The following is a 15,016-nucleotide window of genomic DNA, read 5'->3' on the forward strand; positions in this document are numbered from 1 at the left end:
CGTGTGCGCGTCCCCACCCCCTGCGGTCCGCCCCCGCACGCGGACCGTCCAGCCGCCACCCGGAGCCGTCCATGAGCCGCTACGTCGCCCCGCTGGGCTTCACCCTCGCCGCCGTCTGGGTGGCCGTCGTCTTCGTCCTGGCCGGCGGCGGTCACTGACCGTCGCTCACCCGCCCCGTCACGCCGCCCCGACGAGCGGTGCCCGAGGCCAGCCCGGGCACCGCCGACGTCAGAGCATCCGTGACGACCAGAGCAGGCTGAGCGCGCCGGCGCAGAGCGCCAGCAGCAATGCCACCCCGGCGTACCACTGGGTCACCTCGCGAGGCTCGGTACGGAAGCCGATCGAGCTGCCCATGTCCTGGTAGACCTGCTTCAGCTCGCTCACCGACGCCGCCTCGTAGAAGTAGCCCTCGGTGGTCTCCGCCAGCTCGGCCAGGGCCAACCGGTCCACCGGCACCCGCTGGAGTTGACCGCCGATGTCGACCTGCCCCGTGTCGGTGCCGAAGGCGATGGTGGAGACCGGCACGTTGGCCGCCTGCGCGGCGGCCGCGGCCTCCTCCACCGACCGGCCGGACGTCCGGAACCCGTCGGAGAGCAGCACGATCCGCGCCGGTGGGATACCCGCCGCCCCGTCGGCCGGCACCGACCGGATCGCCTCCAGGCAGGTGAACACCGCCTCACCGGTGGCGGTCGCCTCGGCCAGCACCAGCCCGTCGATCGCACTGGTCACCGCGTCCCGGTCCTTGCCCGGCGGCACCAGAACGTTGGCCGCCTTGGCGAACGAGACGAGGCCCAGGTTGTAGCTCTCCGGCAGCTCGCCGACGAACTGCTTGGCCGCCTCCTGGGCCGCCTCCAGCCGGTTCGGCGCCACGTCGTCGGCCTGCATGGACAGCGACACGTCGATGGCGAGCATCACCGTGGCCCGCTCCAGTGGCTCCTTGGTGTCCACCGCGGGTCGGGCCAGCGCGGTGGCCAGCACCAGCAGGCAGAGCAGGAACGCGGTGGCCGGAACGTGGCGACGCCAGCCCAGCCCCTTCGGGGCCACCGTGCGCAGCAGATCCACGTTGGTGAACCGCATGGCGTACGCCCGGCGGTGCAGCTGCCGCCAGATGTAGAAGGCGGCGAGTGCGAGCACCGGCAGAACAGCCAGCAGCCACCACGGTTGCATGAAACGGATCATCGTGTCGTCCCCCGGGTGCGCGCGTGCCGCTGCGCGGCCACGAAACGCACCATGTCCAGCAGCCAGTCTCGGTCGGTACGCAGACGCAGGTGGGCCGCGCCGGCGCCGCGCAGGGCGGCGGCGATGGTGGCCCGCTGGGCGGCGGCGGCGTCGGCGTAGCGCTGCCGCAGCCGCGGGTCGGCGGTCTGCACCTCGTGCAGCTCGCCGCTCTCCGGGTCGACCACCGGCAGCACGCCCACGTCGGGCAGCTCCAGCTCGCGCGGGTCGACCACCTCGATCGCCAGCACGTCGTGGCGGACCCGCAGCTTGCGCATCGGCCGCGCCCACTGCTCGGCCGGCGCGAGGAAGTCCGAGACCACCACGGCCACCCCGCGCCGTCGGGGCGGCCGGTTGAGCATCTCGATCAGGGCGCCCAGATCACCCCGACCGGGCTGGATCGCGGTGCCGGCGACGGCACGCAGCAGACCCTGCGCCTCCTTGCGGCCGGAGCGGGCCGGCAACCGGGTGAGCACCCCGGGCCCGGGCGGCGGTGCGCCACCCCGCCAGCGTCGGGTCGGCGCGGGCGCGCCGCCGCCGGTGCCGATCACCGCGCCGATCCGGTTACCGCCCCGCACGGTGAGGTGGGTGATGGCGGCCGCGGCGGCCACCACCACCTCCCGCTTGAGCCACTGGCCGGTGCCGAAGTCCAGGCTGGCCGAAAGGTCCAACGCCAGCCACGTCTCCAACTCCCGGTCGGCGACCGTACGCCGCACGTGCGGCGTCGTGGTCCGCGCGGTGACCGGCCAGTCCATCCGGCGGACGTCGTCGCCGGGGCGGTACTCCCGCGACTCACCGGCCTCGCTGCCCGGCCCGGGCAGCAGCCCGGCGTAGTCGCCCTGGAGCATGCCGTCGAGTTTGCGGGTGACCAGCAGCTGGAGCCGGGACAGCACGGCCTCACTGCGATCGGCGAGAGGGGCGGGTCGAGGGGTGGGTGAGGTCACGGGCGCTGCCCGGGCCAGCCTGCGCCCGGCGGCGGTGCCGTCGGCGACGGGGATGCCTGCTGCCGGGGGGCGACCGCCGGGAGCGGGATGGTGGACATCACCCGGTGCACGATGTGGTCGGCCGGCACGTCGTCGGCGAGCGCGTCGTAGCTGAGCACCAGCCGGTGCCGCAGGATGTCCGGGGCGATGTCCTGCACGTCCTGCGGCAGCGCGTAGTCCCGTCCGCGCAGCAGCGCCAGCGCGCGGGTGGCCCGGACCAGGCCGAGCGAGGCGCGCGGGCTGGCGCCGTACTGGATCAGCTGGGCGACGTCCGGCATGCCGTGCTCGGCCGGAGCGCGGGTGGCGAGCACCAGGCGGACCGCGTAGTCCACCAGCGCGTTGTGCACGAAGACCTGGTCCGCCTTGCGTTGCAGGGCGATCAGGTCGGGGGTGTCGAACACCGCCGACGGCTCCGGCGCGGCGACGCCCATCCGGTAGACGATCTCCCGCTCCTCGGCGTCGGTCGGATAGCCCACCACGATCTTCATGAGGAACCGGTCCCGCTGCGCCTCCGGCAGCGGGTAGACGCCCTCCTGCTCGATCGGGTTCTGGGTGGCCATCACGAGGAACGGGTCCGGCACCCGGTGACTCTCCCCGCCGATGGAGACCTGCCGCTCGCTCATCACCTCCAGCAGCGCCGACTGCACCTTGGCCGGCGCGCGGTTGATCTCGTCGGCGAGCAGGAAGTTGACGAAGACCGGGCCCAGCTCGACGTCGAACTTCTCGCTGGACTGCCGGTAGATCCGGGTGCCCATGATGTCGGCCGGCACCAGGTCCGGGGTGAACTGCACCCGGGCGAAGGACCCGCCGACGACCTTGGCGAGGGTCTCCACCGCCAGGGTCTTGGCCACCCCCGGCACCCCTTCGAGGAGGCAGTGACCGCGGGCGAGCAGCGCCACGAACATCCGCTCCACCATCCGGTCCTGCCCGACGATGACCCGTTTGATCTCGAACAGTGCCCGCTCGAGCAGGGTGGCGTCCTGCGCGGGCGTGGTCACCGGCTCGGGTCTGTCCGGAGCCGCCCCGTTCGGCGTCGGGGCATCGGGCATGGTCGGCTGGGCCACCGGTCCTCCACAGCGTTGGTCGGTCGTCGCGGCTGGTGCGGTATCAAGACTCGCACGCCTAGCTGAGTGTCGAGGTGGGGAGAAGCCGATTTTCGCCGCGCCGTCCCGAGCGGCCAAATCGCCCGTCACGGGTGGACATGGACCGGCCCACCGCGTGTACGATTCACCCCGTCGCCGGGCGGCTCCCCCCGTGGCCGCCCGGCGCTCAAATCCTCCGTCGCGCCGCCTAGACTGGCCGTGATGAGCACCCCCTCCCCCGCCGCCGGCGAGGCCATGATCTGCTCGGCCCGTGGCTGCCGCGCCCCCGCCGTGTGGGCGCTGGAGTGGAACAATCCGCGCCTGCACGACCCCGAGCGACGCAAGACCTGGCTGGCCTGCGCCGAGCACCGGGGCAGCCTCGGCGACTTCCTGGACGCTCGCGGCTTCCTGCGCGCCGTCACACCGGTGCCCGGATCGCCTACCCTCGACATGTGAGCGAGCGCAGCGAGCGAACCATCTGGCACAGCAGCGTGGCGCCTCGCGTCGCTGCCGAGCGGAGCGAGGCGGCGGCGTGAGCGAGCGCAGCGGGCGAACCATCTGGCACAGCAGCGTGGCGCCTCGCGCCGGCTGCGCGGACGTGCGGAACGGATCACGTCGGTGAGCGCGGAGGACCGCGTCGACGAACCGGCCGCCGCACCGCCCCCGCCGTCCGCTCCCCTGCCGCCGCACACACCCGGCCCGCCGCCCGGCGTCGGCGACCAAGGCCCGGCCGCCGCACCCGGTCCCCTGCTGACCGGCGAGCCGGCCGGGCGGGGCCCGCTGGAGCCATGGCCGGACACGGTGCGCTGGCAGCCGATCTCCTCCGACCTGATCTGGGTGGAGCTGATCCGGTTGGCGATCGTGGTCGCCATCGGGCTGGCGGTGACGGCGGTCGGCTGGGCGCTGAGCGGTCACTGGCTGTTCGGGCTCGCCCTCGCCGTCGTGCTGCTGCTCGGCGCGTGGCGCGCCGTGGCCATCGTCCGCGCGGTCCGGGCCTGGGGGTACGCCGAGCGGGACGACGACCTGCTCGTCCGGCACGGGCTGCTGGTCCGGCGGCTCTCCATCGTTCCGTACTCCCGCATGCAGTTCGTCGACGTCAGCGCCGGGCCGCTGGAGCGCGCCTTCAAGCTGGCCACCGTGCAGTTGCACACGGCCGCGGCGGCGAGTGACGCCCGGGTGCCCGGGCTGCGCCCGGCGGAGGCGTCCCGGCTGCGCGACCGGCTCACCGCGCTCGGCGAGGACCGGGCGGAGGGGCTGTGAGGATCCGACCGGGTGACCGGCCGCGTCGGGGGCCGGCCCGATGAGCGACGGTCCCGCCGAGCCGGACACCCGGCCGCCCCTGCCGCCCGGCGGCGCGCCCCCCACCGGCCCACCGCCCGGCGAGCCGGTGCCCCACACCGCCGTGCCCTACGGCGCCGCACCGTACGGCAGCGCGCCGTCCTACGGCGGTGCGCCGCCGTACGGTGCTGTGCCGCCGCAGGTGCCCTATCCATTGCCGGTGCCGCCGACGGATGGCGACGGCGAACCACGACAGCGGCTGCACCCGCTCAGCCCGCTGCTGCACGGCGCCAAGTCGCTGGTCGTGGTGATCGCCGGGCTGTCCTGGTCGACGCTGTCCCGGGTCGGGTTCGGCTGGTTCGCCGCCATGGTGGTGGTGCTGGCACTCGGCGCGACCGTTCTGTCGGTGATCAGCTGGTACAACACCGGCTACCACGTGGTGGGCCGGGAGCTGCGGGTGTACGAGGGGCTGCTCTGGCGGCGTACCCGGGCCATCCCGCTGGAGCGGTTGCAGGCCGTGGAGGTGGTCCGGCCGCTGCTCGCCCAGCTCACCGGCCTGGCCGAGCTGCGGCTGGAGGTGGTGGGCGGGGGCAAGACCGAGGCGCCGCTGGCGTACCTCGGGGTGGCTGACGCGGCCCGGCTGCGCGAGCGGCTGCTGACGTTGGCCGGGCGGGCGCCGCAGCCGCCCGCGCCGGGCTTCCCGGTGCCCGCCGCGGCCCCCGGGACGGCGCCGCCGGTGGCCGCGCCGGGCCGACCGCTGCACGCGGTACGCAACCAGCACCTGCTGGTCAGCCAGTTGCTCACGCCGCAGGCGTTCCTGCTCCCGTTCGGCCTGGCCTTCGTCGTGGTGCAGTTCGTCACCGCCGGTTCGTGGTCGTTCGTCGCGGTGGCGAGCACGCTGACCGCGATGGCCGGTGTGCTGCTGCAACCGATCCGCCGGGTCCTCGACGACTGGAACTTCCGGCTGGCCCGTGACGGCGGCACGCTGCGGGTGCACAACGGCCTGCTGGAGACCCGGGCGCAGACCGTGCCGCTGGACCGGGTGCAGACGGTGGGAGCCACCTGGCCGCTGCTGTGGCGGGTGAACGGCTGGCTGCGGCTGCGGCTGGAGGTGGCGGGATACTCGGTCGCGGAGGCCGACGACCGCAACCGGCCGGACCGCCTGCTGCCCGTCGGTGACCTGCCGACCGCCACGATGATCGTCGCGGAGGTGCTGCCGGGGGTACGCCTCGACGCGCTGGCGCTGAGCCCGCCGCCGCCCCGGACCCGCTGGCTGCACCCGCTGGGCCGTGGCGCACTGGGCGCCGGCCTGTTCGATCGGGTCTTCGCCACCCGGTCCGGCCTGCTCACCCGGCAGTTGGCGATCGTGCCGTACGCCCGGATCCAGAGCGTGCGGGTGGTGCAGGGGCCGGTGCAGCGCCGGTTGGGGCTGGCCACCGTGCACGCGGACACCGCTGGCGGGTCGGGCGCGGCGGCCCAGGACCGGGACCTGGCGGAGGCGTGGGCACTGGCGGCCGAGCTGACCGCCCGCGCGCACGCCGCCCGGCAGTCCGGCTGAGCCGGCCGACCCTGGGCGTCAGCGGTCGGCGGGTACCGCGGGCTGGTCGGCGCTGCTCCGCCCGACCGGTGCCCGCCGCTCGCCGGCCGGTCGGTCGGGTTCCGGTGGACCGGCGGTGCCGTCCGGCCCGGTGATCTCCTCCGGTGGGGGGCCCCCGGAGCCGGCGCGGCGGGCCCGCACCGCCGCCCACCCGCGCTCGGCGAGGCCGACCACCAGGAAGGTCATCCCGACGTACGCCCAGCCGACCAGGACGTCGATCACGTAGTGCTCACCCGAGTAGACCAGGGTGAACGTCATCGCCAGCGGGTACGCGAGCAGCAGCGGCCACCAGCGGCGGCGGGTGGTGTGCAGGAAGAACAGCACCACGAACAGCGCCCACGCGGTGTGCAGCGACGGCATCGCGGCGACCGGGTTCGAGGCGATCTGGCCGGCGTTGAGCACGTTGCCGGCACCGTGCATGCCGAACGCCCGCCAGCCCCGGGTGGAGATCCGGGCGACCTCGGTGAGCAGCCCGTTCTGCGCCGCCCACCAGGGCGGGGCGGCCGGGTAGATGAAGTAGGTGGCCAGGCCGGCGGCGCACAGGAAGCCCCACCGCCGCATGTACGCCGCCCAGCGGTGCCGGTCCCGCAGCCAGAGCACGGCGGCGGCGGCCAGCGCCACCACGAAGTGCGAGAAGTACACCCAGCTCGCCGCGACGTCGTACCACTGCACCTGCGGGTGGTAGAGGTGCTCCTGCAACCAGATGGTCGGCACCTCGCCGCCGGTGGCCCAGCCGAACATGAACCGGTCGGCGACGATCAGCTCCATCGCGTGCGGGGTGGCGCCGTTGTCGGCGAACCCCCGGGACAGGTTGTACGCGGCCAGCAGCAGCACCACCGGCACCCAGTCCCGGGCGAAGCGCAGGTGACTGCGCCACGGCCGGTCACTGTTCCAGGCGATGGTCCCCGCCCAGATCCAGACGAAGGCGTACGCGGGGTCGGTGGGCAGCCCGATCCCCAGCCAGGCGGCGACGAACGCCACCGCCCAGATCGTCATGGCGACGACGCGCCGACGACCCCCGTCAGGGGACGCGGGTGGGTCGGTCCGGGCGGGGGGCTGGGGGTCAGTCACGACGGCCATCGCGGTCAAGGTTAGCGACGGGGACGGCATTGACGGACGGCGACCACCCGGAGGACCCGTCCGCAGGTGGGCGGCGGCGGGCTCCGGCGGGTACGGCCGGATCGGCGGGCGCGTGGTCGCCGGGCTCGGCGAGCACCTAGGCTGACGACCATGCAGGAGCAGCCCGAGCCGGCCTTCGCGCCGGGTCTGACCGCCCGGGTCGAGTTGACCGTCACGGACGCGGACACCGCCCAGGCGGTCGGTTCCGGGGACGTACCGGTCCTGGGCACTCCCCGGGTGCTCGCGCTGGCCGAGGCGGCGACGGTCGCGGCGACGGCGACCGCGATGCCGTCCGGGTCGACGACCGTGGGGACCCGGGTGGAGCTGGAACACCTGGCGCCGACCGTGGTCGGCCGGACGGTCCGGGCGCAGGCCCGGCTGACGGCCGTCGACGGCCGCCGGCTGTCGTTCGAGGTCACCGTCAGCGATGGTGACGAGACGGTGGCCCGGGGCCGGGTGGACCGGATCCTGGTGGATCGGCAGCGTTTCGTCGACCGTGCCGGGCGGCAGTCATGACCACCGGTTTCGTGGAGATCGCCGACCGGGTGCACGTCCGACGTGAGCCCCTGTTGCGCGTCAACGTCACCCTCGTCGTCGGCGACGACGAGGCGCTGCTGGTGGACACTCTCTCCTCGGCCGGTCAGGCCGCCGATCTGGCCGCCGCAGTCCGCGCGATAACCGACCGTCCGCTGACCCTGGTCAACACCCACCACCACTACGACCACTGCTTCGGCAACGCCGTCCTGGCCGGCGAGCCGTCCCGCCCGGTGTACGCCCACGCGCTGGCCGCCGCGGCGCTGCGCGAGCAGCCGGAGCGGCTGCGCCGGGAGGCGTACGAGGAACTGCGCGGGGAGCACCCGGCGCTCGCCGCGGAACTGGCCGACACCCCACTGCTGGCCCCGACGCACCCCGTGCACACGGAGACGGTGCTCGACGTGGGCGGCCGGCGGGTGCTGCTGCGTCACCCGGGGCGGGGGCACACCGACGCCGACCTGGTGGTGCACGTACCGGACGCGGACGTGCTGGTCGCCGGGGACCTGGTGGAGCAGAGCGGGCCGCCCGCCTTCGAGGACTCGTACCCCCTGCAGTGGCCGGACGCCGTCGCGGACCTGCTCCGGCTGACCACCGCGCGCACGGTGGTGGTGCCGGGTCACGGCGACCCGGTGGACGTCGAGTTCGTCCGCGCCCAGCACGCCGACCTGGCGAGGCTGGCCTGGCTGATCCGGGCCGCGCACACCGGGAGCGCACCGCCGGAACGGGTCGCCGCCGAGGCGCCCTTCGGCGCCCGCGCCGCGCTGACGGCCGCCCGCCGGGGCTACGCAGAACTCGACGGCACCCCCTAACCCACCCCACCCCACCCCCGCCGATCTTGCGGTTTCTGCCTGGACGGAAGCCGCAAAAGCGGGCGAAGCGGCGACCGAAACTGCAAGATCGGCGGGTGCCGTCGTTCCGGGGTTAGTTCGTGAAGCGGCGCAGCACGTCGGCGCGGGTGGGCATGGCGGTGGCGCCACCCGGGGACTCGCAGACGAGGCCGGCGACCCGTAGCGCGAACGCCACCCGCTCGACCCAGCCCTCCGGGTCGGCCGGTTCGCCGTCGAGGAGCAGGTCGGCGATCAACGCGGCCATCACCGAGTCGCCGGCGCCGGTGGCGTCCACCGCGTTGACCTTCGGTGCCGGTACGCGGACCGGATCAGCGCCGGCGGCGGCGAGCACCGCGCCGGCCGCGCCGATCGTGACCACCACGGTGGCGGCGCCCAGCTCGCGCAGGTACGCGGCCACCCCCTCGACCGGCTCGCGCGGGTAGAGCAGCTCGGCGTCGGCGGCGCTCAGCTTGACCAGGTGCGCGCCGGCGGCGAACTCGGCCACCACCTCGCGCAGCCCGTCCAGGGCGGCCGGCCCGCCCAGCAGCCGGGGGCGCACGTTCGGGTCGAAGACCCGCAACCCGGGGGCGAGCGACCAGGCGCGCCGGGCGGCGGCCAGCGTGGTGGGCTGGAGCAGCACGACCGACCCGCAGTAGAGCACGTCGGCGCCCTCCGTCAGCGCCACGTTGAGGTCGTCGGGGCCGAGCAGGCCGTAGGAGGGCGGCTCACCGTAGAAGCGGAAGTCGGGTTCCGGGCCGGCGAAGGTGACCACGGCGAGCGCGGTCGGTGCCGGCACCGTGACCGCACCGTCGAGCCCGACGTCGAGCGCGGTCAGGAAGGCGCGGATCCGGTCGGCCAGCACGTCGTCGCCGAGCGATCCGACGAACTGTGCGGCGCCGCCCAGCCGGGTCACCCCGACGGCGACGTTGAGCGGCCCGCCGCCGATCGCCTGCCGGTACATCCGCTCGCCGTCGCGCTCGGTGTCGAGCAGGTCGACCAGCGCCTCGCCGAGCACCGCCGCGTATCCCATCCCGGTCCTTCCGTCGTGGCCAACCGTCCGCCGCCCGCTGTGGCGACCGGCGTGGCACCAGGCTGGCACAGCGCGCGCCCCGGCGGGCGCCGAAGGCGCGGTCCGGGTCCCACCGGAAGGCGCGCGGGGCTGGCCGGGGCTACGCCGGGTGGTGGATCGGCCCGGAGAGCGCCGCCAGCGGGTGGCCGGTGCCGCCCCAGCGGCCGGCGACGATCTGCGCGGCGACGCTCACCGCGGTCTCCTCCGGAGTGCGCCCGCCGAGGTCCAGCCCGATCGGCGAGGCGAGTCGGGCGAGCTGCTCCGCGCTGAGCCCCGCCTCGCGCAGTCGCTTGTGCCGCTCGTCGTGGGTGCGTCGTGACCCCATGGCGCCGACGTACGCGAGCCGGTGGCGCAGCGCCAGCTCCAGCAGCGGCACGTCGAACTTCGGGTCGTGGGTCAGGACGCAGACGACGGTCCGTCCGTCGACCCGGCCGGCGTCCAGCTCGTCGCGCAGGTAGCGGTGCGGCCACCGCACCACCACCTCGTCGGCCTCGGGGAAGCGTCGAGTGGTGGCGAAGACCGGGCGGGCGTCGCAGACGGTCACGCGGTAGCCGAGGAACGCGCCGATCCGTGCCACCGCGGCGGCGAAGTCGATCGCCCCGAAGACGATCATCCGGGGTGCGGTGGCGTGGGCGGCCACGAACAGGCTGAGGCCGCCGCCGCGGCGCTGCCCGTGATACCCGTACCGGAGCATCCCGCTGTGCCCGGCGGCGAGCAGTCCGAGGGCGTCGGCCTTGGCGGCGGCGTCCAGCCGGTCCGCGCCGAGCGAGCCGATCACCTGGTCCCCGGTCAGCACCAGCCGTCGGCCCAGCCGCCCCGCCGGGTCCGCCGGCCCGGCGCCCGGCGGATCCGCGGCGTCGGCCGCCACGCAGGTGACCACCGCCGCCGGTCGGCCGGCCCGGCGCGCGTCGGCGACCGCGTCCACCTGCGTGAGGGCAGCGGGCTCGACGCGTTCCACGAACACGTCGAGCACGCCGCCGCAGGTCAGACCCACGGCGTACGCGTCGTCGTCGCTGACTCCGTAGCGGGTCAGCTCGGGTGTCCCGGTGTCGAGCACGTGGCGGGCCCGTTCGTAGAGGTCGGCCTCCACGCAGCCGCCGGAGACGCTGCCGGTGACGGTGCCGTCGGCGGCGACCAGCATGGTGGCGCCCGCCGGCTGTGGCGCCGAGCGCCAGGTCGCCACGACGGTCGCCAGGGCGACGGCCTCGCCGGCCCGGCAGCGGCGGAGCATCTCGTCGAACACGTCCGGCACGCGCTGCCCCGTTTCATGGCGAAAGGAGGAAAACATCCTTATGTGAAGGATATGGTCAGTTTCGTCATGAGGGGGTGTGAGTCGGTGAAGTCCTACGAGGCACTGCGTACCGCGCCGAACCCGGACCACGCGGTGGTCAGGGGTCCCGGCGAGGTGGAGGTTCGCCTACAGGTCAACGGCGAGAGCCGGACGACGAACATCGAGCCACGGGTCAGCCTGCTCGACGCCCTCCGTGACCGGCTCGACCTGACCGGGACCAAGAAGGGCTGCAACCAGGGCGCCTGCGGCGCGTGCACGGTGTGGGTGGACGGTCGCCGCGTGCTGGCCTGCCTGACCCTGGCGATCACCTGCGAGAACCGCGAGGTGACCACCATCGAGGGGCTGTCCGACGGGGACACCCTGCATCCGATGCAGCAGGCCTTCCTGGACTGCGACGCGTTCCAGTGCGGGTACTGCACCCCCGGGCAGATCCTGTCCGCGGTCGCGCTGCTAACCGAAGGGCACGCCGGCGACGACACGGAGATCCGGGAGTGGATGAGCGGCAACATCTGCCGCTGCGCCGCGTACCCGCACATCCGCGCGGCCATCCGCCGCGTCCGCGACGGAGGAGGCGGCGGCGATGCGGCCAGTTAGCTATTCGCGTGCCTTCGACGTCGGCACCGCGGTCGGTGCGGTGAGCGCCGACCCGGAAAGCACCTTCCTGGCCGGCGGCACGACCCAGATCGACCTGCTGCGCATCTACGTCGAGCAGCCCCGCCGCCTCATCGACATCAACGACCTGCCGCTGAACCGGGTGGAGGAGCTGCCCGACGGCGGGCTACGGCTCGGCGGGCTGGCCCGGATGAGCGACGTGGCCGAGGCGCCGGAGCTGGTTCGGCGCTATCCGATGGTCGCCGAGTCGCTGCTGCTCGGCGCCTCCCCGCAGCTGCGCAACATGGCCACCATCGCCGGCAACCTGCTGCAACGGGTCCGGTGCGGCTACTTCCGCGACACCGAGGCGGCCTGCAACAAGCGCGTCCCCGGCAGCGGGTGCAGCGCTCTGGACGGCATCAACCGGGGGCACGCGGTCCTCGGCACCAGCGACAACTGCATCGCCACCCACCCGTCCGACCTGGCCGTGGCGCTGGTCGCGCTGGACGCCGTGGTGCAGACCGAGGGGCCGGGCGGCGCGCGGAGCATCCCCATCGACGACTTCTTCCTGCTGCCCGGTCAGACCCCGGAGCGGGAACACCCGCTGGCCCACGGCGAGCTGGTGACCGGCATCGACCTGCCACCGGCACCGGTGGCCGCCACCTCCCGCTACATCAAGATCCGCGACCGCGAGTCGTACGAGTTCGCGCTCGCCTCGGTCGCGGTGGCCATCGCGGTCGACGGTGGCCGGATCACCGAGGTCCGGCTCGCTCTGGGTGGGGTGGCCACCAAACCCTGGCGGGCCCGGGCGGCCGAGCGGGAGCTCGACGGCGCCCCGGCGACCACCGAATCGTTCACCCGGGCCGCGGCGGCCGAGCTGGCACCGGCGGTGTCGCACGGCATGAACGCCTTCAAGATCGAGCTGGCCCGGCGGACCATCGTGCGGGCCCTGGAGCAGATGACGCAGCGGGAGGTGGCGGCATGAGCCCGGCGATCGGCGGCACGCTCAACCGGGTCGATGGCCGCGCCAAGGTACGCGGGGACGCCCGCTACTCCGCCGAGGTCCCGCTGACCGGCCTGGTCCACGCCGTGCTGGTCAACGCGACGGTGGCCAGCGGCCGGATCACCTCGATCGACACCGCCGAGGCCGAGCGGGCCGACGGGGTGCTGGCCGTGTTCACCCACCGCAACCTCGACCCGGTCGCCAGCGTGCCGAAGCTGCTCCCGTCGCTGGCCGGGCTGGCCGCGCCGGGGCAGACCTTCTTCCCGATGCAGGACGACGCCGTCCACTACTCCGGCCAGCCGATCGCCATCGTCGTCGCCGACACCGTCGAACGCGCCGACCACGCGGGCACCCTGATCCGCGTCGAGTACGCCACCACCCCGGCCATCACCCTGCTCGACCAGGCCCGGGACGAGGCGTACGTGCCCGAACGGATCTTCGGCGGGCTGCTGCCCGGGCACGGGTCCCGTGGTGACGTGGCGAAGGCGCTGGCCGAGGCGGAGGTGTGCGTGGACGCGACGTACCGCTTCGCGCCCAACCACCACAACCCGATCGAGCCGTCGGCCAGCACGGCGGTCTGGGAGGACGTCGACCGGCTGACCATCTACGACTCGACGCAGGGGCCGAACGCCACCCAGTTCACCGTCGCGGCGCTGCTCGGCCTGCCACCCATCTCGATCCGGGTGGTGAGCCACGCCGTCGGAGGCAGCTTCGGCTCCAAGGCGATGATCTGGCACCACCCGGCGCTGGCCGCTCTCGCCGCCCGGCAGGTCGGCCGGCCGGTACGGCTGGCGCTGACCCGGGAGCAGATGTTCACCTCCTGCGGGCACCGCGAGGAGCAGGAGCAGCGGATCACCATCGGCGCGGGCGCGGACGGTCGCATCACCGCGCTGCGCCACCACAAGCTGTCGCTCACCTCGCGCTTCGACGACTGGGCGGAGCCGTCGTTGCAGAGCCCGGCGGTGGCGTACAGCAGCCCCCACTACGAGGGCACCTACCACCTGATCCGGGGCAACACGATCACCCCGACGTTCATGCGCGCCCCGGGTGAGGCGACCGGCATGTTCGCCCTCGAGTGCGCGATGGACGAACTGGCCGAGCGGATCGGCATCGACCCGCTGGAGTTGCGGCTGCGCAACTACTCGGAGACCGACCCGGAGAGCGGGCACCCGTGGTCCAGCACCGGGTTGAAGGAGTGCTACCAGCGGGCGTCGGAGCTGTTCGGGTGGCGCGACCGCGAGTCCCGACCCCGGCGCGAGGGCCAGTGGCTGATCGGCAGCGGCATGGCCAGCGCGCTCTACCCGGTGACCCAGCCGGTGAACCCGCAGCGCGCCCGCGCCCGGCTCTACAACGACGGCACGGCGGTCGTCGAGGCCGGTGTGTCGGAGTTCGGCACCGGGGTCTTCACCGCGATGACCCAGGTCGCCGCGGACGCGCTCGGCCTCCCCGTGGAGCGGGTGCGGTTCGTCGGCGGCAGCAGTGACCTGCCGAACGTCACGGCCGCCGTGGGTTCCGCGGGCACCAGCGCCGTCGGCTCCGCCGTACACATCGCGGCAACCCAGCTGCGGGACGAGCTGATCGGCCGCGCGGTGGCCGATGCCCACTCGCCGTTGCACGGCGCCGACCCCGGCGCGGTGGCGGTCCAGGACGGTCGGATGGTGCTGCGCGACCGGCCGGACGTCGGCGAGACGTACGCCGACATGATGGCCCGCACCCTGACCCCGGACGCGGAGGTGCTCGGCACCTGGACACCACCACCGCAGGACGCCGGGTACGGGGTGCACACCTTCGGCGCGCAGATGGCCGAGGTGGCGGTCGACGCCGACCTCGGCGTGGTCCGGGTACGCCGGATGGTCGGGGTGTTCGCGCCGGGCCGGGTGCTCAACCGCAAGACCGCGCACAGCCAACTGATGGGCGGCATGCTGTGGGGGCTGGGCCAGGCGCTGATGGAGGCGACCCGGATGGATCCCCGGTCCGGTCGCTGGGCCAACGCGAGCCTCGGCGACTACCTGGTGGCGGTCAACGCGGACGCGCCGGACGTCGTGGTGGACACCATCGAGGTGCACGACGAGGTGGTGAACCCGCTCGGGATGAAGGGCGTCGGGGAGATCGGCGTGGTGGGTGCGGCCGCCGCGATCGCCAACGCCGTGCACCACGCCACCGGACGCCGGCAGTACGAGCTGCCGATCACCCTGGAGAAGCTCCTCTGAGGGTGAACTGACACATCGAGGGTCGGCTATTGCGTCGCGGCTGGCGGCGTGGTGGGATGACGCGTACCGGGCGGTGCGGGGGGCTGCCGTGCCGCCGGTTGCCGGGTTTTTTCACGCGAGGGCGCCGGTCCACGACAGGGACCGTTGACGGCACGTGCCCACCGGGCGGTTCCCGCCGGGGCACGTCACCGTGATCGTCGCTATTCCACCCGATGGC

At 74.1% G+C, this 15,016-nt stretch carries 14 protein-coding genes; 8 read left to right on the forward strand and 6 right to left on the reverse strand.

What is annotated here, in order from left to right; genetic code table 11:
* Positions 1–228: 228 nt before the first annotated feature.
* From M8C17_RS30145 to M8C17_RS30155, 3 genes are read right to left on the reverse strand one after another with little or no spacing between them, the layout of a single operon-like run.
* Entirely contained in the window at positions 229–1,179 is a 951-nt protein-coding gene (locus M8C17_RS30145) for a VWA domain-containing protein (RefSeq protein ID WP_252419974.1), read from the reverse strand.
* On the reverse strand, positions 1,176–2,177 hold the full coding sequence (locus tag M8C17_RS30150) for a DUF58 domain-containing protein (protein ID WP_252420003.1): 1,002 nt from the start codon (positions 2,175–2,177) through the stop codon (positions 1,176–1,178). Before M8C17_RS30150 ends, M8C17_RS30145 begins: the two co-directional genes overlap by 4 nt.
* Positions 2,156–3,262: a MoxR family ATPase gene (locus tag M8C17_RS30155; protein ID WP_252419975.1), complete on the reverse strand. Its 1,107-nt coding sequence runs from the start codon at positions 3,260–3,262 to the stop codon at positions 2,156–2,158. Before M8C17_RS30155 ends, M8C17_RS30150 begins: the two co-directional genes overlap by 22 nt.
* A gap of 240 nt (positions 3,263–3,502) precedes the next feature.
* On the opposite strand from M8C17_RS30155, the gene M8C17_RS30160 reads away from it, so the two are divergent.
* The 3 genes from M8C17_RS30160 (at position 3,503) to M8C17_RS30170 (ending at position 6,116) form a co-directional block, all read left to right on the forward strand.
* Entirely contained in the window at positions 3,503–3,736 is a 234-nt protein-coding gene (locus M8C17_RS30160) for a hypothetical protein (protein ID WP_252419976.1), read from the forward strand.
* A 222-nt stretch (positions 3,737–3,958) separates the two neighbouring features.
* The gene (locus M8C17_RS30165; RefSeq protein WP_256483661.1) at positions 3,959–4,540 is read left to right on the forward strand and encodes a PH domain-containing protein; all 582 of its coding nucleotides are present in this window, start codon (positions 3,959–3,961) and stop codon (positions 4,538–4,540) included.
* Positions 4,541–4,580: 40 nt separating this feature from the next.
* Entirely contained in the window at positions 4,581–6,116 is a 1,536-nt protein-coding gene (locus tag M8C17_RS30170) for a PH domain-containing protein (protein WP_374559645.1), read from the forward strand.
* Positions 6,117–6,134: 18 nt separating this feature from the next.
* Here the strand turns inward: M8C17_RS30170 and M8C17_RS30175 are convergent, their stop codons facing one another.
* The gene (locus tag M8C17_RS30175) at positions 6,135–7,235 is read right to left on the reverse strand and encodes a phosphatase PAP2 family protein (RefSeq protein ID WP_252419978.1); all 1,101 of its coding nucleotides are present in this window, start codon (positions 7,233–7,235) and stop codon (positions 6,135–6,137) included.
* A 150-nt stretch (positions 7,236–7,385) separates the two neighbouring features.
* Between M8C17_RS30175 and M8C17_RS30180 the strand changes: the two genes are divergently transcribed.
* Both M8C17_RS30180 and M8C17_RS30185 read left to right on the forward strand, forming a co-directional pair.
* Complete coding sequence (locus M8C17_RS30180; protein ID WP_252419979.1) at positions 7,386–7,790, forward strand: thioesterase family protein; 405 nt, start codon at positions 7,386–7,388, stop codon at positions 7,788–7,790.
* A complete protein-coding gene (locus tag M8C17_RS30185; protein ID WP_252419980.1) occupies positions 7,787–8,617 on the forward strand; it encodes an MBL fold metallo-hydrolase in 831 nt (276 codons plus the stop codon). Before M8C17_RS30180 ends, M8C17_RS30185 begins: the two co-directional genes overlap by 4 nt.
* A 112-nt stretch (positions 8,618–8,729) precedes the next feature.
* Here the strand turns inward: M8C17_RS30185 and M8C17_RS30190 are convergent, their stop codons facing one another.
* Positions 8,730–9,665, reverse strand: a complete 936-nt coding sequence (locus M8C17_RS30190; protein WP_252419981.1) for a carbohydrate kinase — start codon at positions 9,663–9,665, stop codon at positions 8,730–8,732.
* Between the two features lie 139 nt (positions 9,666–9,804).
* The gene (locus M8C17_RS30195) at positions 9,805–10,956 is read right to left on the reverse strand and encodes an XdhC family protein (RefSeq protein ID WP_252419982.1); all 1,152 of its coding nucleotides are present in this window, start codon (positions 10,954–10,956) and stop codon (positions 9,805–9,807) included.
* A 153-nt stretch (positions 10,957–11,109) separates the two neighbouring features.
* Between M8C17_RS30195 and M8C17_RS30200 the strand changes: the two genes are divergently transcribed.
* Genes M8C17_RS30200 through M8C17_RS30210 form a run of 3 tightly spaced genes read left to right on the forward strand, consistent with a single transcriptional unit; the run spans position 11,110 to position 14,799 of the window.
* A complete protein-coding gene (locus M8C17_RS30200; RefSeq protein WP_252420005.1) occupies positions 11,110–11,589 on the forward strand; it encodes a (2Fe-2S)-binding protein in 480 nt (159 codons plus the stop codon).
* On the forward strand, positions 11,576–12,571 hold the full coding sequence (locus M8C17_RS30205) for a xanthine dehydrogenase family protein subunit M (RefSeq protein ID WP_252419983.1): 996 nt from the start codon (positions 11,576–11,578) through the stop codon (positions 12,569–12,571). Before M8C17_RS30200 ends, M8C17_RS30205 begins: the two co-directional genes overlap by 14 nt.
* Positions 12,568–14,799 carry a xanthine dehydrogenase family protein molybdopterin-binding subunit gene (locus M8C17_RS30210; protein ID WP_252419984.1) on the forward strand — a complete coding sequence of 744 codons (2,232 nt, stop codon included), beginning with the start codon at positions 12,568–12,570 and terminating at the stop codon, positions 14,797–14,799. Before M8C17_RS30205 ends, M8C17_RS30210 begins: the two co-directional genes overlap by 4 nt.
* The last annotated feature ends 217 nt before the right edge of the window (positions 14,800–15,016 follow it).

This window comes from Micromonospora sp. RHAY321 (assembly GCF_023896955.1).
In the GTDB taxonomy this organism is placed as follows: Bacteria; Actinomycetota; Actinomycetes; order Mycobacteriales; family Micromonosporaceae; genus Micromonospora.